The sequence below is a fragment of the Streptomyces sp. NPDC037242 genome, assembly GCF_055604165.1.
Map to the genome: position 1 here is coordinate 515,032 of NZ_JBVJUY010000002.1, position 18,010 is coordinate 533,041.

General features: G+C 72.3%; 11 protein-coding genes. 4 read left to right on the forward strand and 7 right to left on the reverse strand.

Annotated elements, in window-relative coordinates; all coding sequences use genetic code 11:
• Positions 1-30: 30 nt before the first annotated feature.
• Positions 31-2,115, reverse strand: coding sequence for a phosphate acetyltransferase (pta, locus tag ACZ7GJ_RS05165; RefSeq protein ID WP_470749527.1), 2,085 nt, complete (start codon positions 2,113-2,115; stop codon positions 31-33).
• Between the two features lie 272 nt (positions 2,116-2,387).
• On the opposite strand from pta, the gene ACZ7GJ_RS05170 reads away from it, so the two are divergent.
• Complete coding sequence (locus ACZ7GJ_RS05170; RefSeq protein ID WP_470749529.1) at positions 2,388-3,413, forward strand: ATP-dependent 6-phosphofructokinase; 1,026 nt, start codon at positions 2,388-2,390, stop codon at positions 3,411-3,413.
• Positions 3,414-3,561: 148 nt separating this feature from the next.
• On the opposite strand, the gene ACZ7GJ_RS05175 is transcribed toward ACZ7GJ_RS05170, so the two are convergent.
• From ACZ7GJ_RS05175 to ACZ7GJ_RS05195, 5 genes are all read right to left on the reverse strand, one after another.
• The gene (locus ACZ7GJ_RS05175; RefSeq protein ID WP_470749663.1) at positions 3,562-4,185 is read right to left on the reverse strand and encodes a helix-turn-helix domain-containing protein; all 624 of its coding nucleotides are present in this window, start codon (positions 4,183-4,185) and stop codon (positions 3,562-3,564) included.
• A gap of 356 nt (positions 4,186-4,541) precedes the next feature.
• Positions 4,542-6,842, reverse strand: coding sequence for a 1,4-alpha-glucan branching enzyme (gene glgB / locus ACZ7GJ_RS05180; RefSeq protein WP_470749531.1), 2,301 nt, complete (start codon positions 6,840-6,842; stop codon positions 4,542-4,544).
• Positions 6,839-8,284, reverse strand: a complete 1,446-nt coding sequence (locus ACZ7GJ_RS05185) for a maltokinase N-terminal cap-like domain-containing protein (RefSeq protein ID WP_470749533.1) — start codon at positions 8,282-8,284, stop codon at positions 6,839-6,841. Before ACZ7GJ_RS05185 ends, glgB begins: the two co-directional genes overlap by 4 nt.
• 155 nt (positions 8,285-8,439) lie before the next feature.
• Entirely contained in the window at positions 8,440-10,134 is a 1,695-nt protein-coding gene (treS, locus tag ACZ7GJ_RS05190) for a maltose alpha-D-glucosyltransferase (protein ID WP_470749535.1), read from the reverse strand.
• On the reverse strand, positions 10,131-12,125 hold the full coding sequence (locus ACZ7GJ_RS05195) for an alpha-1,4-glucan--maltose-1-phosphate maltosyltransferase (protein ID WP_470749537.1): 1,995 nt from the start codon (positions 12,123-12,125) through the stop codon (positions 10,131-10,133). Before ACZ7GJ_RS05195 ends, treS begins: the two co-directional genes overlap by 4 nt.
• Positions 12,126-12,537: 412 nt before the next feature.
• Between ACZ7GJ_RS05195 and ACZ7GJ_RS05200 the strand changes: the two genes are divergently transcribed.
• From ACZ7GJ_RS05200 to glgP, 3 genes are all read left to right on the forward strand, one after another.
• A complete protein-coding gene (locus ACZ7GJ_RS05200) occupies positions 12,538-13,011 on the forward strand; it encodes a hypothetical protein (RefSeq protein WP_470749539.1) in 474 nt (157 codons plus the stop codon).
• A complete protein-coding gene (locus ACZ7GJ_RS05205; RefSeq protein ID WP_470749541.1) occupies positions 12,998-14,143 on the forward strand; it encodes a hypothetical protein in 1,146 nt (381 codons plus the stop codon). Before ACZ7GJ_RS05200 ends, ACZ7GJ_RS05205 begins: the two co-directional genes overlap by 14 nt.
• A gap of 144 nt (positions 14,144-14,287) precedes the next feature.
• Positions 14,288-16,939, forward strand: coding sequence for an alpha-glucan family phosphorylase (gene glgP / locus ACZ7GJ_RS05210; RefSeq protein ID WP_470749543.1), 2,652 nt, complete (start codon positions 14,288-14,290; stop codon positions 16,937-16,939).
• A gap of 13 nt (positions 16,940-16,952) precedes the next feature.
• Here the strand turns inward: glgP and ACZ7GJ_RS05215 are convergent, their stop codons facing one another.
• A complete protein-coding gene (locus tag ACZ7GJ_RS05215; RefSeq protein WP_470749545.1) occupies positions 16,953-17,960 on the reverse strand; it encodes an Lrp/AsnC family transcriptional regulator in 1,008 nt (335 codons plus the stop codon).
• Between the last annotated feature and the right edge of the window lie 50 nt (positions 17,961-18,010).

Genomic DNA, 18,010 nt, shown 5'->3' on the forward strand with positions numbered 1-18,010 from the left:
TCCTGTTCGCAGTCGGTCGGGGTGGGGAGTTCAGGCGGTGGGCGCCGGTGCGCCCTGCGCCTGGATCGCGGTGATCGCCACGGTGGTGACGATGTCCTGCACCAGCGCACCGCGCGAGAGGTCGTTGACCGGCTTGCGCAGACCCTGGAGCACCGGGCCGACCGCGACGGCGCCCGCCGAGCGCTGCACGGCCTTGTACGTGTTGTTGCCGGTGTTGAGGTCGGGGAAGATCAGCACCGTGGCGCGGCCGGCCACGTCGGACCCGGGCAGCTTGGTCGCGGCGACCGAGGGCTCCACGGCGGCGTCGTACTGGATCGGGCCCTCGACGGCCAGGTCGGGACGCTGCTCGCGGACGATCTCGGTCGCCTTGCGGACCTTGTCCACGTCCGCGCCGGTGCCGGAGGTGCCGGTCGAGTACGAGAGCATCGCGATCCGCGGCTCGACGCCGAAGGCGGCCGCGGTGGCCGCCGACTGGATGGCGATGTCGGCGAGCTGCTCGGCGTCGGGGTCCGGGTTGACCGCGCAGTCCCCGTAGACGAGGACCTGGTCGGCCAGGCACATGAAGAAGACCGAGGAGACGATCGAGGCCTCGGGCTTGGTCTTGATGATCTCGAAGGCCGGGCGGATGGTGGCGGCGGTGGAGTGCACCGAGCCGGAGACCATGCCGTCGGCGAGGCCCTCCTGGACCATCAGCGTGCCGAAGTAGTTGACGTCGGTGACCACGTCGTTGGCCAGCTCGACGGTCATGCCCTTGTGGGCGCGGGCCTTGGCGTAGTACTCGGCGAATCGTTCCCGCAGAGGGGAGGTCGCCGGGTCGATGAGCTGGGCGCCCGAGATGTCGATGCCGAGGTCGGCGGCCTTCTTCAAGATCGCCTGCTCCTCGCCGAGCAGCGTCAGGTCGCAGACCCGGCGGCGCAGCACCACGTCCGCCGCGCGCAGCACGCGCTCCTCGGCGCCCTCGGGCAGGACCACCCGGCGGCGCTCGGAGCGGGCCCGCTCCAGCAGCTCGTGCTCGAACATCATCGGGGTCACGCGCTCGGAGCGGGCCACCGACAGCAGGTCGCGCAGCTCGGCGGTGTCCACGTGCCGCTCGAACAGGCCGAGCGCGGTCTCCAGCTTGCGCGGGGTGGCCGAGTTCAACCGGCTCTGCAGCGAGAAGAGTTCCGCGGCGGTCGGGAAGCTGTTGCCGGCCACCGAGACGACCGGCGTGCCGGGCGCCAGCTTCGAGGCCAGCGTCAGGATGTCCTTGCTCGGGCGCTCGTTGAGGGTCAGCAGCACACCGGCGATCGGCGGGGTGCCGGAGGTGTGCGCGGCGAGCGCGCCGACGACCAGGTCGGATCGGTCCCCGGGGGTGACGACCAGGCAGCCGGGGGTCAGGGCATTGAGGAAGTTCGGCAGCATGGCGCCGCCGAAGACGAAGTCCAGCGCGTCGCGGGCCAGCCCGGCCTCGTCGCCGAGGAGCACCTCGCCGCCGAGCGCCCGGGTGATCTGGGCGACGGTCGGGGCGGACAGCGACTTGTCGTCCGGCAGTACGTAGCAGGGCACCGGCAGTCGGGCGGCCAGGCGCTCGGCTATCAGGTCGCGGTCCTCGGCCGCCACCCGGTTGACGACCATCGCGACGACGTGGCAGCCCAGGCTCTCGTACGCCCGGTAGGCGTTGCGGGCCTCGGCGCGCACGGCCTCGGCCAGGTGCTTGGTGCCGCCGACCACGGGCACGACGACGGCCCCCAGTTCGTTGGCCAGGCGGGCGTTCAGCGCGAGCTCGTCGGGCAGGTTGGTGTCGGCGTAGTCGGTGCCGAGGACCAGCATGACCTCGTAGTCGCGGGCCACCCGGTGGTAGCGGTCGACGAGTCGGGAGACCAGCTCGTCGGTGCCCTTCTCGGCCAGGACGGCCGACGCCTCCTGGTACTCCATGCCGTACGCCGTGGCGGCGTCCTGGTCGATGCGGTAGCGGGCCTTCAGGAGGTCGAAGAGCCGGTCGGGACCGTCGTGCAGCAGAGGCCGGTACACACCGACCCGGCCTGTCTGCCGGGTCAGGAGCTCCATGATCCCCAGCTCGACGACCTGTCGGCCGTCCCCCCGCTCGATGCCGGTCACGTACACGCTGCGCGTCACGCGTGCTCTCCGTCCATGGTTTGTACTGTTTGGTATGGGCTTGACCCCTTGACAATACCTCTGCGGGTCGATAGGGCGCCCGCCAGGAAAAGGGCCCGTCCGGGCAGGTCGAAAGGCCTGGTGGGGGTCGTGGCGGCCGACGACCACAGAGCGCGCGGTACCCCCGGCCCGTGGAACAATCGGACACGCTTCACTAATACGCCCTTCATATGTACGGCTGTCCGCCCGCACGCGTACGGCCAGGTACGACCAGGAGCAGGAGACACAGCACGATGCGTATCGGAGTTCTCACCGCAGGCGGCGACTGCCCGGGCCTCAACGCTGTCATCCGGTCGGTCGTACACCGGGCCCTGGTCGGGCACGGGGACGAGGTCATCGGTTTCGAGGACGGCTTCAAGGGCCTCCTGGACGGCCATTACCGCCCCCTCGACATCAATGCCGTCAGTGGCATTCTCGCCCGCGGCGGCACGATTCTGGGTTCAGCCCGCATGGAGCGCGCCCGCCTGCACGAAGCGGCCGAGAACGCGGCCGAATTGGCGAGGCGCTACGAGATCGACGCACTGATCCCGATCGGCGGCGAGGGCACGCTGACCGCCGCCCGGATGCTGTCGGACGCCGGGATGCCCGTGGTCGGCGTACCGAAGACGATCGACAACGACATCTCCTCCACCGACCGCACCTTCGGCTTCGACACCGCCGTCATGGTCGCCACCGAGGCCATCGACCGCCTGAAGACCACCGCCGAATCGCACCAGCGCGTGATGGTCGTCGAGGTCATGGGCCGTCACGCGGGCTGGATCGCACTGGAGTCGGGCATGGCCGGCGGCGCCCACGGGATCTGCCTGCCGGAGCGCCCCTTCGAGGTGGACGACCTGGTCAAGATGGTGGAGGAACGGTTCGCCCGCGGCAAGAAGTTCGCCGTCATCTGCGTCGCCGAGGGCGCGCACCCGGCCGAGGGCTCGATGCCGTACGAGAAGGGCGCCATCGACCAGTACGGCCACGAGCGCTTCGCCGGCATCGGCAACCGGCTCGCGGTCGAGCTGGAGCGGCGCCTGGGCAAGGAGGCCCGCCCGGTCATCCTCGGCCACGTCCAGCGCGGCGGCACCCCCACCGCGTACGACCGCGTGCTCGCGACCCGCTTCGGCTGGCACGCCGTCGAGGCCGTGCACCGCGGCGACTTCGGCAACATGACCGCCCTGCGCGGCACCGACATCGTGATGGCCCCGCTGGCGGAGGCCGTCACCGAGCTCAAGACGGTCACCGAGGCCCGTATGTACGAGGCCGAGTCCGTCTTCTGAGGCTCTGGCGCGGCGGGTCCTAGGTCCGCCCGGCCGGGACCTCCGTCCTGACTTCCGCCGCCGAACGGCCCCGGCCGCGTCCTCCTGTGGACGCGCCGGGGCCGTTTCCCGTACGGCCGCCGTGCGGCTGCAGTGCCGGAGATGTGTCCTAGGACGCACCGCCGGCGAGGTACCAGAAGTGGTCCACGATGCCGGCGAGGAACTCCCGCCCCGCATCCCCCGTCCCCGCCTCGCCCGAGGCGCTGCCCCAGCTCAGGGTCGCCACCATCCTCGACTGGTAGTCGTCGTGGAGCTGCTCCAGTACGTGTTCCAGGTTCTGCCGGGGTATCGGCAGCAGCTTGCTCAGCGGCTTCACGTACGCCTGCCAGCGCGTGGTGACCGCACTGCGCAGCACCTCGGCCAGCTCCTCCTGCTTGCCCGTGGCCGTCACGAACTGGGCCAGGGTCAGCCCCAGCGCCGAGGCGAGGGCGACGGACTGCCGCTCGTTGCCCTTCCAGCGCCCGGTGTCCTCCATCTTCTGGTACGAGTTGGCCTCCAGGCCGACCCGCCGGGCCAGCTCCTCCGCGGCCAGCCCCCTCGCGATGCGGTGCTCCCGCAGGGTGACCGGCTCGGCGAGCAGTTCGCCGGGCGAGCACCACAGCACGCCGGCGAGCGCGGTGAGCTCGGTCGACGTGGGGGAGACCTCGCCCCGCTCCCAGGCCATCACCGTCTCGGGGGCGACCATCAGTCCGTACTGGGCGCGCAGGCCATAGGCGACATGTCCGGGAGCCATGCCCAGGGCCGCGCGCAGACGACGCGCGGCGGGGGCATTGAAAGGTGGGCTGGAGTGCACACGGCACACCGTAGGAGTGGCCGAGGCGTGGCGACTACAGACCAATCAAACAAGCCCATAACTCGTAGGAACCTCCTACGGAGTTAAGGGCTTTGGTCCGTTTTCCCTGAGACTGTCCGGTAATCGGTTCCCGCGGAAGATCCAATGTCAGCGTACGGTTCCGGCCATCCGCCGCGATACCCCCGTGCGCGATCCCCGCACGATCCCTTCACGCACCCCCCTGAACCGGCCGCGAGGCCGACACGTGATCCACTACGGGGCCCTCGCGGACGGGGGTGGCGAGGGCCCCTCCGGTGTCAGGGCCTGAGCCAGACCGTGGCCAGGGGTGGGAGTGTCATGCGGAGGCTTGCCGGGCGGCCCTGTGCGGGTACCGGCTCCGGGCGCAGCGGGCGGGCGTGGTGCACGCCGCTTCCGCCGTACGCCTCGTGGTCGGTGTTGAGCACCTCCCGCCACTGCGCCACCTCCTCCGGCACCCCGATCCGGTACCCGTGCCGGACCACCGGCGAGAAGTTCGAGACCGCCAGCAGCTGCGAGCCGTCCTGCGCGTACCGCAGGAACGCGAGGACGTTGTCCTCCGCCGCGTCCGCCTCCACCCACGCGAAGCCCTCCGGGACGCTGTCCCGCTCCCACAGTGCGGGCGCCGCCGTGTACGTGCGGTTCAGGTCGCGCACCAGCGTGCGCACCCCCCGGTGGTCGCCGGCCGCCGCGTACGAGGAGTCCAGCAGCCACCAGTCGGGCCCGTACGTCTCGGACCACTCCGACCCCTGCGCGAACTCCTGCCCCATGAACAGCAGTTGCTTGCCCGGATGGGCCCACATGAACCCCAGGTAGGCGCGGTGCGCGGCCCGCTGCTGCCACCAGTCCCCGGGCATCTTCGAGACCAGCGAACCCTTGCCGTGCACCACCTCGTCGTGCGAGATCGGCAGGACGTAGTTCTCGCTGAACGCGTAGACCATCCCGAAGGTCATGTCGTGGTGGTGGTACTTGCGGTGCACCGACTCCTTCGACGCGTACCGCAGGGTGTCGTGCATCCACCCCATGTTCCACTTCAGGCCGAAGCCGAGCCCGCCGCCGTCCGTCGGCCGGGTCACGCCGTCCCACGCGGTGGACTCCTCGGCGATCGTCACCACGCCCGGGCAGCGCCGGTAGACCGTCGCGTTCATCTCCTGGAGCAGCGCCACCGCGTCCAGGTTCTCCCGCCCGCCGTGCTCGTTCGGCGTCCACTGCCCCTCGCCGCGCGAGTAGTCGAGGTAGAGCATCGAGGCCACCGCGTCCACGCGCAGCCCGTCGATGTGGAATTCCTGGCACCAGTACACCGCGTTGGCGACGAGGAAGTTGCGGACCTCCTTGCGGCCGTAGTCGAACTCCAGCGTCCCCCAGTCCGGGTGCGCCGCCCGCTGCGGGTCCTGGTGCTCGTACAGCGGCCGCCCGTCGAACTCGGCCAGCGCCCAGTCGTCGCGCGGGAAGTGCGCGGGCACCCAGTCGACGATCACCCCGATCCCGGCCCGGTGCAGCGCGTCGACCAGGAAGCGGAAGTCGTCCGGGCCGCCCATCCGCGAGGTGGGCGCGTAGAAGCCGGTGACCTGGTAGCCCCAGGAGCCGCCGAAGGGGTGCTCCGCGACCGGCATCAGCTCCACGTGCGTGAAGCCGAGTTCCTGCACGTACGCGGGCAGCTGCTCGGCCAGCTGCCGGTACGTGAGCCCGGGCCGCCAGGAGGCCAGGTGCAGCTCGTACACCGAGAACGGCGCCTGGTGGGCCGGCCGGGTGCCCCGGGTCGCCATCCACTGCGCGTCCTGCCACACGTAGTGCGAGGCGACCACCACGGAGGCGTTGGCCGGCGGGACCTCCGCGCGGCGGGCCATCGGGTCGGCGCGCAGGGTGTGCGAGCCGTCCGGGCGCGTGATGTCGTACTTGTACAGGGCGCCCTCGCCGACCCCGGGCAGGAACAGCTCCCACACCCCGGTGGAGCCGAGCGAGCGCATCGGATAGGCGACGGAGTCCCAGTACGAGAAGTCCCCGGTGACCCGGACCCCCTGGGCGTTGGGCGCCCACACCGTGAACCGGGTGCCCGCCACGCCCTGGTGCTCCATCGGCTCGGCGCCCAGCGCCGTCCACAGCTCCTCGTGCCGCCCCTCGCCGATCAGGTGCAGGTCCAGCTCGCCCAGCGCGGGCAGGAAGCGGTAGGGGTCGTGCACCTCGATCTCGTCGCTGTCGTACGCCACCAGCAGCCGGTAGTCCGGCACGCCGGTCAGTGGCAGCAGCCCGGAGAACAGCCCGTCACCGTCGTCGAAGAGCTCGGCCCGCAGCCCCTTGGCGACGATGGTGACCGCCTTGGCGTACGGACGCAGCACGCGGAAGGACACCCCGCCCCGCTGGGTACGGGCACCCAGCACCGCATGGGGGTCGTGGTGGCGGCCCTCCAGCAGCCGGGCCCGCTCCTCCCCGCCGAGCGCGGGCGCGGGCCGGACCCCGTGCGGAGGGGCCGTACGGCGGGCCCGCGGGGTGCGCGGCTTTCTGGCGGAGGTCTCGGCCTGGGCGCCGGCGCTGGCGGCGGCTTCCTCGCGGACGGGCGGTGACGGCTGTCGTGCGGCGCTCACGCGAGCGGCCTCCTCGGGGGCTTCTGATGGGGGTGCGGGGAGATGGAACCGGGGGCCGGCGGGGTCGGCGGCACCCGGTGGGCGGGGCGCTGGGGCTCCGACAGCCGCCGGATCGCGGCCATCGGGACGTGCAGCCAGTCGGGGCGGTGCCGGGACTCGTAGCGGGCCTCGTACACCGCCTTGTCGGTCTCGTACGCGCGCAGCAGTACGGGGTCCTCGCGCGGGTCGCGCCCGGTGGTGCGGGCGTAGCCCTCGCAGAACGCGGCCCGGCAGGCATCCGCCCAAGCGGGGGCGAAGGGGCGGTGCGAGCGGGCGGCGTAGTCGAAGGAGCGCAGTATCCCGGCGATGTCGCGCACGGCCGGTTCGGGGCGGCGCCGGTCGGCCAGCGGCCGGGCCGGTTCGCCCTCGAAGTCGATCAGCGCCCAACTCCCGTCGGCGGTGCGCAGGGTCTGGCCCAGGTGCAGGTCGCCGTGGATCCGCTGGGCGGGGACCCCGGCCCCGCGGGAGGCGGCCAGCGCGTCGAAGGCCCCGCGCAGTCCCGCCTCGTAGGGGCGCAGGGCCGGCACCTCGCGGGCGGTGGCGGCGAGGCGCGCGGTCATCCCGGCGGCGAGCCGGGCGGTCTGCTCGGGACCGAGCGCCAGGGTGGGCAGGGCGGCGGCGAGCGCGCTGTGCACCTCCGCGGTGGCGCGGCCGAGCGCGTGGGCCTCGGCGGTGAAGTCGGCCCCGGCGCCGAGCCGGCGCAGCGCGAGCTGCCAGCCGTCGTCGGAGCCGCGCAGGTAGGGCTGGAGCACGCCCAGGGTCAACGGTTCTCCACCTGCCGGCCGGGCCTCGTACCAGGCGACCGGAGCGGGCACCCGGGTGCAGCCGGCGGCGGCGAGGGCCCGGGGCAGCTCCAGGTCCGGGTTGACCCCGGGGCCGACCCGGCGGAACACCTTCAGGATGTACGAATCCCCGTAGATCAGCGAGGAGTTGGTCTGTTCCCCGGACAGCGGCCGGGGGGCCAGGCCGGCCGGGACGGGCGCCGCCGGGTCCCGGTCGAAGCGCAGCGGGCCGAGGGCGCCGGGGGAGCGCAGCCGCTCCAGCAGCAGGGCCGCGAGCCGCGGGTCGCCCATCCCCTCGTACACGGCCTTGCCGGCGTACGGGCCGTCCTCGGCGTGGCCGATCAGCGCGGGGGCGAGCGCCGGCGGCAGGGACGCGCGGACGCCCAGGAGCAGTTGGTAGCAGTCCCCGTCCACGTCGAGGAGGAGGTGCAGCAGGCCGGGATCGGACCCCGGCGGCAGCAGCTCGGCCGCCGAGACGGCCCGGATGCCCGTGATGGTGCGGCCCTTGCCCGCGAACCAGCGCTGCGCGGGCAGCCAGGCCCGCAGCATGGGTTCGAGCGGGCCGATCCCGGTGCCCCGGTCGGCCGTCAGCCGGCTCCGGGAGGATGCAGCCTCCGACATGGCGTCGCGTCCTTTCCCCGGGCCGTCACAGAATGCGCAGAGTGTCCCGGATGTGCGGCAGTTGCTTCTCCGGTATGTGCGAGTGTCGGGTCAGGATGATCCGTACAGGGGCGGGCGGTTGACCCATTCGAGCTGCCCGCCCCGTAGCGGGTCCGCTATTCGGTGCGCAGCCGGAACCAGAGGAAGCCGTGGCCCGCCAGGGTCAGCAGGTACGGCCACTCGCCGATCGGCGGGAAGCGCACGTCGCCGGTGAGCTCCACCGGGACCCGCCCGTTGAACGACCGCAGATCGAGCTCGGTGGGCTGCGCGAAGCGCGAGAAGTTGTGCACGCACAGCACCAGGTCGTCCCCGTACTCGCGGAGGAACGCGAGCACCGCCGGGTTCGACGACGGCAGTTCGGTGTACGAGCCGAGTCCGAAGGCGGGGTTCGCCTTGCGGACCTCGATCAGCCGGCGGGTCCAGTGCAGCAGCGACGAGGGCGAGGCCATCGCGGCCTCGACGTTGGTGACCTGGTACCCGTGGACCGGGTCCATGATGACCGGCAGGTTCAGCCTGCCCGGATCGCAGGAGGAGAAACCGGCGTTGCGGTCCGGCGTCCACTGCATCGGGGTGCGCACCCCGTCGCGGTCACCGAGCCAGATGTTGTCGCCCATGCCGATCTCGTCGCCGTAGTAGAGCACCGGAGAACCGGGCAGCGACAGCAGCAGTGCGGTGAACAGCTCCATCTGGTTGCGGTCGTTGTCGAGCAGCGGGGCGAGGCGGCGCCGGATGCCGATGTTGGCCCGCATCCGCGGGTCCTTGGCGTACTCGGCGTACATGTAGTCGCGCTCTTCGTCGGTGACCATTTCGAGGGTGAGCTCGTCGTGGTTGCGCAGGAAGATCCCCCACTGGCAGCGGTCCGGGATCGCCGGGGTCTTGGCCAGGATTTCGGAGACGGGGTAGCGGGACTCTCTTCGGACGGCCATGAAGATGCGCGGCATGACGGGGAAGTGGAACGCCATGTGGCATTCGTCCCCGCCCTTCGCGAAGTCCCCGAAGTAGTCGACGACGTCCTCGGGCCACTGGTTCGCCTCGGCCAGCAGGACGGTGTCCGGGTAGTGCGCGTCGATCTCGGCACGGACCCGCTTGAGCAGGTTGTGGGTGCGGGGCAGGTTCTCGCAGTTGGTGCCCTCCTCGGCGTACAGGTAGGGCACGGCGTCGAGGCGGAAGCCGTCGATGCCGAGGTCGAGCCAGAACCGCAGGGCCGAGACGATCTCCTCCACCACGGCCGGGTTCTCGTAGTTGAGGTCCGGCTGGTGGGAGAAGAAGCGGTGCCAGTAGTACTGCTTGCGGACCGGGTCGTAGGTCCAGTTCGAGGTCTCGGTGTCGACGAAGATGATGCGGGCGTCCTGGTACTGCTTGTCGTTGTCGGCCCACATGTAGTAGTCGCCGTAGGGCCCGTCGGGGTCCTTGCGCGACTGCTGGAACCACTCGTGCTGGTCGCTCGTGTGGTTCATGACGAAGTCGATGATCACCCGCATGCCGCGCTGGTGCGCGGAGTCCACGAACTCCACGAAGTCGGCGAGGTCGCCGAACTCGGGCAGCACGGAGGTGTAGTCGGAGACGTCGTAGCCGCCGTCGCGCAGCGGCGAGGCGAAGAACGGGGGCAGCCAGAGGCAGTCGACTCCGAGCCACTGGAGGTAGTCGAGCTTGGCGGTGAGCCCCTTGAGGTCACCCACTCCGTCGCCGTTGCTGTCGTGGAAGGAGCGGACGAGGACCTCGTAGAAGACGGCCCGCTTGAACCAGTCGGGATCGCGGTCCTTGGCGGGGGTGTCCTCGAAGGTGTCGTGGACGGGATCGTTGATCATCATGTGGTGGGTGACCCTCCGGTGGGCGGGGACGGTCGCAGAGCGGCCAGCACGTGCGCGGGCGTTCGGCCCGGCTCTAGGCGCACGTAGTTCGCCCTGCCCCAGTGATAGGTCTCGCCGGTGAGCTCGTCGCGCACCGCGAGGGACCCGTGCCAGTCGAGGCCGAGTACCGGCATGTCCAACGAGACCGTCGCCTCCTGGGTGTGGTGCGGATCGAGGTTGACGACCACCAGTACGGAATTGGCTCCGGCGTGCTTCGAATAGGCGATCACCTGTTCGTTGTCGGTCGGGTGGAAATGGATGTCGCGGAGCTGCTGGAGCGCGGGGTTGCGGCGGCGCAGCCGGTTCAGGGAGGTGATCAGCGGGGCGATGGTGCTGCCGTCGCGGTCCGCGGCGGCCCAGTCGCGTGGCCGGAACTCGTACTTCTCGGAGTCCAGGTACTCCTCGCTGCCCTCCTTGACCGGGGTGTTCTCGCAGAGCTCGTACCCCGCGTAGACGCCCCAGGTCGGGGAGAGGGTGGCGGCGAGCACCGCGCGCACCTCGAAGGCGGGGCGGCCGCCCTCCTGAAGGTATGCGTGCAGGATGTCGGGGGTGTTGACGAAGAAATTCGGCCGCATGACGGAGGCCGACCGGGTGGAGGAGAGCTCGGTCAGGTACTCGGTGAGCTCGGCCTTGGTGTTGCGCCAGGTGAAGTACGTGTACGACTGCTGGAAGCCGACGGAGGCGAGCGCGCGCATCATGGCGGGGCGGGTGAAGGCCTCGGCGAGGAAGATCACGTCCGGGTCGGACTTGTTGATGTCCGCGATCACCTTCTGCCAGAAGACGACAGGCTTGGTGTGCGGATTGTCCACCCGGAAGATCCGGACGCCGTGGTCCATCCAGTGGCGCAGGACCCGGACGGTCTCCTCGACGATGCCGGCCATGTCGGTGTCGAAGTGGATCGGGAAGATGTCCTGGTACTTCTTCGGCGGGTTCTCGGCGTACGCGATCGTCCCGTCGGCGCGGTGGCGGAACCACTCCGGGTGCTTTTCCACCCAGGGGTGGTCCGGGGAGCACTGCAGCGCGAAGTCCAGGGCCACCTCGATCCGCAGCTCGCGGGCCTTGGCGACGAAGGCGTCGAAGTCCTCGATCGTGCCGAGGTCGGGGTGGACGGCGTCGTGCCCGCCCTCGGTGGAGCCGATGGCCCAGGGCACGCCCGGATCCCAACTGCCCGCGGAGAGGGTGTTGTTCGGGCCCTTGCGGTACGTACTGCCGATCGGGTGGATCGGCGGCAGGTACACCACGTCGAAGCCCATGGCGGCGACCGCCGGCAGCCGCTCGGCGGCGGTACGGAAGGTCCCGCTGACCGGCGGCGCCCCGGGCTCCAGGACGGCGCCCTCCGAGCGGGGGAACATCTCGTACCAGGAGCCGAAGAGGGCCCGCTTGCGCTCGACCAGCAGCGGCAGCGGCTTCGACGCCGTGACCAGCTCGCGGTACGGGCGCCTCGCGAGCACCGCGTCCACCCGGGGGTCGAGGGCGGCCGCGTACCGCACGGCCGTGGCGCGGTCCTCGTCGCGCATGGCGTCGGCGGCGGCCAGGACGTGCTCGCGGCCGTCGCGCTTGGGAACCTTGGCGGCCGCCCGTTCGTAGAGCTCGGCACCCTCCAGCAGGGTCAGCCCGGCGTCGATCCCGGCGGGGATCTTGATCGCCGCATGGGCCCGCCAGGTGGCCACCGGGTCACTCCACGCCTCGACGGTGTACGTCCACCTCCCCTCGGCCTCGGCCGACACCCGGGCCCCCCACCGGTCGGTGCCGGGGGCCAGCTCGCTCAGCGGCACGGGGGGCCGCAGCCGCCCGCTCGGATCTCGGAGTACGACGTGGGCGGCGACGGCGTCGTGCCCCTCGCGGAACACGGTGGCCGAGATCTCGAAGACCTCGTCCACGACCGCCTTGGCGGGTCTCACGCCGCAGTCGACGGCGGGGCGGACGTCCAGCACGGGAATGCGACCGATCATGATGGGATCACCTGGGGGCAGTTCGCAGGGCTCGGTGACTGTCCGGCCGGAGTACCGGCCGGTCGTGCACGCTCTGTTCGCTCTGTTTCTAGCCGCTCAGTGGACGGCTGGGCTGCGGGCATGGCCGCTCCTGTCCGCGTTCACTCGGGTGGCGGGAGAGGTCGGGGGAGGGTGTGCCGTGCGCGTACCCGGGAGCCCTGCCCACTCTCGCCCGGCCCAATCCGGGTCCTTGGTTAACTACTCGTACGTAGTGGCCGGGGCATGGCCAAGGCCCCGCTCGACATCCATCGAGGCTCCGTCAAGTCGGAGACGACTACCCGATGTACATCGAGCCACCGGGCGCCACACCCGCCTCGCCGGCCCCATCCCGCAGGCCCGTTTCCCCAGCTTCCCGGACGGGTGACAATGGCCCATGCGCACGACGGCATGGCACGAATACATCACCAACGGGGACCCCCTCGCCGGATACTTCGAGGGCGGACCGCCGCCGCTGGCCGGGGTACGGGTGCGGTCCGTGCACCCAGACGCCTGGGGCCAGGCCGTGGTACTGCGGATCGACCTGCCGCGCGAGCGCGAGCGGGAGCGGGGCACCGTGCAGTGCCACCTGAAGTTCCTCGCCGTCGAAGACTTCCGGCTGGACCGGTGGGAGCCCCCGGTGGCGGCCGACGTCACCCTGACCCCGACCACGGAGCAGCGGCTCGCGGTCACCGTGCGCGGGGCGCGGATCGCGCTCGACTTCGGCGCGCACCGGCACCTCCAGGTTACCCATGTGAGCACCTACCGGGGAGACGAGGCCGGGCCGCGGGAGTTCGCCGGGCCCGTGGACCGCATGGTGTACCCCGTACTGCCGCCGACCACGGCGAGGACCTTCTATGAACACCCCTGACCGGGCCGCCATCCCCGACTGGGCCGCCGGCGAGCTGCTGTACGTCCACCTCGACGAGCGCGGCCCGTCCGTCACCCTCGGCTTCGAGTGGGCCAAGCCCGCCGGATACCACCACCTGAGGTTCCTCGTCTTCGACGGAGTGACGCAGGTGCGCGCCACCGGCCTCGGCAGCCCGGTCCCGCACGAGGTGACCGCCGTACCCGGGGCGGACGGGCGCCTCGACGTCCGCGTCGCCGGACCCGCGCAGACCCTCACCTTCCGCGCGGCGTCGCTGCGCACCCCCGACCCCTCGGTCCTGAACCACGTACGCCGGCTGCGCGCGCCCGACCCCGCCGTGCGGACCGCGGCCGCGCGGGCGGCGACCGCCGTGGCCTGGGCCCCGGAGGAGGAGCGCCACCTGGCCGCGGCCCTGGTCGAGACCGCCCGCGCGGAGGCCGACCGGCAGGCCCTGACGGCGCAGCTCGACGCGCTGCCCGTCTTCGAAGAGGCCCTGGACGACCGGGTCCTGGACCGGCTCTGCGCCCTGCGCTCCGATTCCCCGGCCCTGCGCGGCCTGCTCGCACGGGCGGCCCGGCTGGTGATCGCCGAGCCCGTGGAGCCGGCCGGCGCGGCGACCCTGGCCGTGGTGCGCTGCCTGCGCGGGGTCGCGCACCCGGGCCTGGCCTTCCGTACCCCGGGCGGGGAGCCCGTCGTACTGGAGCGCATCGAGTTCTACCGCCGGGCCGTGGACCGGCTGGATCCCGGGTGCAGCGCCCGCGTGTTGCTGTCGGGTCCCGGGGCCCGGTCGCTGTGCGAATGGGACCGGCTCGACGCGGACCGCCCCGTACGGGCCCTCGTACGGGCCCTGCGCGGCCCCGCCCCCCGGGCGCGGGAGCGGGCCGCCGACGAGGCCTCGGACTGGCCGGACTCCTGGCCGCCGGACGAGGGGCGCGTCCTGTGCGCGGCCCTGGCCCGCGCCGCCGCCCGGGAGGCGGACCCGACCGCGCTGGAGGCCGAGCTGAACGCGCTGCTGCGGCTCGGCCGCTTCCTGGACGGGCCCGCACTGGCGGTCCTGCGCACGATCCCCGCCGGGTCCCTGCCGGAGCCCCTGCGCCCGTACCTGGCGGACCTGTTGGCCGGCCCGTCCCGGTGACCGGCCCGGGCACACCGCAACGGAGCCCCGCTCAAGGCGCCATGGCCGACCGGGAGCCGTCTCGCTAGCCTTCCGGGGGTGATAGGCGGGTGCACAGCGTGGTGCGGCCGCTCCGACCCGTAATCCCCTGCGAAGGTGGAACACGTGAAGGCTATCCGTCGATTCACCGTGCGCCCCGTTCTCCCCGATACCCTCCTGCCGCTCGCCGACCTCGCGCGCAATCTGCGCTGGTCGTGGCATGCGGAGACCCGCGAACTCTTCCAATCCGTCGATCCCGAGGGCTGGCAGGCCGCCGGCGGCGATCCCGTCCGGCTGCTCGGCGCCGTCTCCGCAGCCCGGCTGGGGGAGCTGGCCGGGGACCGCCGGTTCCTGCGGCGGCTCGCCGTCGTCGCCGCCGACCTCGATGACTACGTCCACGGCGGGAGGTGGTACCAGAGCCATGAGGCCGGCCCCGAGCTGCCCGCCGGGATCGCCTATTTCTCCCCCGAGTTCGGGATCACCGCCGCCCTGCCCCAGTACTCCGGCGGGCTCGGGATCCTCGCCGGTGACCATCTCAAGGCCGCCAGCGACCTCGGGGTACCCCTCATCGGCGTCGGACTGCTCTACCGGCACGGGTACTTCCGCCAGTCCCTCTCCCGCGACGGCTGGCAGCAGGAGCACTACCCGGTACTGGACCCCAACGAACTGCCCGTCTCCCTCGTGCGCGAGGACGACGGGGCCCCCGCCCGGGTCTCCCTCACCCTCCCCGGCGGACGCGCCCTGCACGCCCACGTCTGGCAGGCCCGCGTCGGCCGCGTGCCGCTGCTGCTCCTGGACTCGGACGTCGAGGACAACGACGCCGTCGCCCGGGAGGTGACCGACCGGCTCTACGGCGGCGGCAGCGACCACCGGCTGCTCCAGGAGATGCTGCTCGGCATCGGCGGCGTCAGGGCCGTGCGGACCTACTGCCGGATCACCGGGCACCCCGGTCCCGAGGTGTTCCACACCAACGAGGGACACGCCGGGTTCCTGGGACTGGAGCGCATAAGGGAACTGGAGGGGCAGCAGGGCCTCGGCTTCGACGCCGCCGTCGAAGCCGTCCGCGCGGGAACCGTGTTCACCACGCACACGCCCGTGCCCGCGGGGATCGACCGCTTCGACCGCGCCCTGGTCGCCCGGCACTTCGGGGACGGCGGCGAGCTGCCCGGAGTACCGGTCGAGCGGATCCTGGAGCTCGGCGCGGAGACGTACCCCGGCGGCGACCCCGGGGTGTTCAACATGGCGGTCATGGGGCTGCGCCTGGCCCAGCGTGCCAACGGCGTGTCCACCCTGCACGGCGCCGTCAGCCGGGAGATGTTCGCCGGGCTGTGGCCGGGGTTCGACCCGGCCGACGTGCCCATCACCTCGGTCACCAACGGGGTGCACGCGCCGACCTGGGTGGCCCCCGAGGTCGTCCGCCTCGGGGTCCGCCAGATCGGGGCAGGGCGGACCGAGGACGCGCTGTCCGTCGGCGGCTCGCAGCGCTGGGACGCTGTCGCCGACATCCCCGACCAGGACGTGTGGGACCTGCGCAGGGTGCTCAGGGAGCAGCTCGTCCAGGAGGTACGGGACCGGGTGCGCGCCTCGTGGCGCCAGCGCGGCGCCGCCGAGGCCGAACTGGGCTGGGTGGACTCCGTGCTCGACCCGGACGTGCTGACCATCGGGTTCGCCCGGCGCGTGCCCTCGTACAAGCGGCTCACGCTGATGCTCCGCGATCCGGAGCGGCTGCGCAGGCTGCTGCTGGACCCGGACCGGCCGGTGCAGATCGTCGTCGCGGGCAAGGCGCACCCGGCCGACGACGGCGGCAAGCGGCTCGTGCAGGAGCTGGTGCGCTTCTCGGACGACCCGCGCGTACGGCACCGGATCGTGTTCCTGCCCGACTACGGCATGGCCATGGCGCAGAAGCTCTATCCGGGCTGCGACGTCTGGCTGAACAACCCGCTGCGGCCGCTGGAGGCCTGCGGGACCAGCGGGATGAAGGCGGCGCTGAACGGCTGCCTCAACCTGTCCGTGCTGGACGGCTGGTGGGACGAGTGGTTCGAGCCGGACTTCGGCTGGGCCATCCCGACCGCCGACGGCCTGGGCACGGACGAGGAGCGGCGGGACGACCTGGAGGCAGGCGCCCTCTACGACCTGATCGAGGGCCGGGTAGCACCGCGCTTCTACGACCGGGCCGACCGCAGCGGGCTTCCCGTGCGGTGGATCGAGATGGTCCGGCGCACCCTCGTCTCACTGGGGCCGAAGGTGCTGGCGGGACGGATGGTGCGGGAGTACGTGGAACGCCTCTACGCCCCGGCCGCGCTCGCCCACCGCGCCCTCGACTCCGGAGCGGCGCGGGACCTCGCCTGGTGGAAGGGCCGTGTCCGGGCCGCCTGGCCGCAGCTGCGGGTCGAGCACGTGGAGGCGCTGGCCGCGGCTCCCGTGAACGGCACCGCCGAACTCGGAGCCACGCTCACGCTGCGCGTGCAGGTCTTCCTCGACGCGCTCGCGCCCGAGGACGTGGAGGTGCAGGCCGTCGCCGGGCGGGTCGACGCCCAGGACGTCATCCGGGACGCGCGGACCTTCCCGCTCAAGCCGTCCGGCGGGCCGGACCTGGAGGGGCGCTGGGTGTACGAGGGCCCGCTCGCCCTCGACCGCACGGGGCCGTTCGGGTACACCGTACGGATCCTCCCGTCGCATCCGCTGCTGGCGACCCCGGCCGAACTGGGCCTGGTCGCGGGCCCGGTGGACGCCGAGGCGGGGGACCCGGCCGCGGGGGCCGGTGTGGTCCTGAGGTAGCGGCACACGCGGCTCAGGGGACGGGCGGCGGGTCGACCAGCCGCCCGTCCTCCACGAGCATCCCGGCCCGCTTGACGGTCTTCAGGGTCGGGATCACCTCCACCTGCCGGATCCCGGGCACCGCGCCGATCCGCTCGGTCAGGTACGTGTACAGGGCGTCGGTGTCCCGGCAGACCACCACGGCCACCAGATTGGCCGCCCCGGTCACGGCGGCCGCGAACGGCACCTCCGGGTGGCCGCCCAGGGCGGCGCCCGCCGCCGCGAGGTCCGCCGGGGCCACGGTCAGCATCAGGGTCGTCTCCGCCTCGAACCCGAGCGTGCGCGGCACGATCTCCACGTCGAGGTACATCGCGCCCTCCTCGCGCAGCCGGTCCAGCCGCCGCCGCACGGTGGACTCCGACAGGCCGGCGGCCCGGGCCAGTTCGGGGTACCCGGCCCGGCCGTCCTGCCCGAGCACCGCCAGCAGGGCCAGCTCCGTCTCGTCCAGGTCGTAGCGCGGCCTGCTCCCGGGCGCCGGCGGCCGGGGCGGCTCCAGGGCGGCCACCTGGTCGGGGCGCAGCACGTCGAGGCCGAACCAGCGCTCGGGGCCGCCGCTGAACAGGCGCAGGACGGTGTGGGCCGTCACCCCGGTGACCCGGCGGGTGCGCGGGAGCTTGTCCAGCAGCAGGGCGTCGCGGTCCTCGCGGGTGCGGGCCTTGGTCATGCAGTGGATGTCGGTGCCGCCCGAGCCGAGCTTGACCCAGGCGATGTCCGGGCGGCGGGCGAGCGCCTCCGCCACCGCCAGCGAGGCGTCCGGCGCGCACTGCACGCGCAGCCAGGACTCGAAGAGGCCGACGCGCGGGCCCATCGGCAGCCCGACGACCCGTACCAGGCCGCCGCCCCGCAGCCGGCGGTAGCGGCGCACGACGGTCTGGTCGGACACCTCAAGCACCTCGGAGAGGCGGCTGAAGGACGCTCGACCGTCGATCATCAGCGCCTGGATCAGCGCTTGATCGAGGGTGTCCAGCTCCACGGAACTCATGGTTTCCATCATTGCAGGGCCTCTGGTGATGGAAATCGGGCGGATTCGGG

What these genes read in the sequence shown, in the direction of transcription:
- ACZ7GJ_RS05170 (WP_470749529.1), top strand. Translation starts at nt 2,388, where the DNA reads ATGCGTATCGGAGTTCTCACCGCAGGCGGCGACTGCCCGGGCCTCAAC.
- ACZ7GJ_RS05175 (WP_470749663.1), bottom strand. Translation starts at nt 4,185, where the DNA reads ATGGCTCCCGGACATGTCGCCTATGGCCTGCGCGCCCAGTACGGACTG.
- ACZ7GJ_RS05185 (WP_470749533.1), bottom strand. Translation starts at nt 8,284, where the DNA reads ATGTCGGAGGCTGCATCCTCCCGGAGCCGGCTGACGGCCGACCGGGGC.
- treS (WP_470749535.1), bottom strand. Translation starts at nt 10,134, where the DNA reads ATGATGATCAACGATCCCGTCCACGACACCTTCGAGGACACCCCCGCC.
- ACZ7GJ_RS05195 (WP_470749537.1), bottom strand. Translation starts at nt 12,125, where the DNA reads ATGATCGGTCGCATTCCCGTGCTGGACGTCCGCCCCGCCGTCGACTGC.
- ACZ7GJ_RS05200 (WP_470749539.1), top strand. Translation starts at nt 12,538, where the DNA reads ATGCGCACGACGGCATGGCACGAATACATCACCAACGGGGACCCCCTC.
- ACZ7GJ_RS05205 (WP_470749541.1), top strand. Translation starts at nt 12,998, where the DNA reads ATGAACACCCCTGACCGGGCCGCCATCCCCGACTGGGCCGCCGGCGAG.
- ACZ7GJ_RS05215 (WP_470749545.1), bottom strand. Translation starts at nt 17,960, where the DNA reads ATGAGTTCCGTGGAGCTGGACACCCTCGATCAAGCGCTGATCCAGGCG.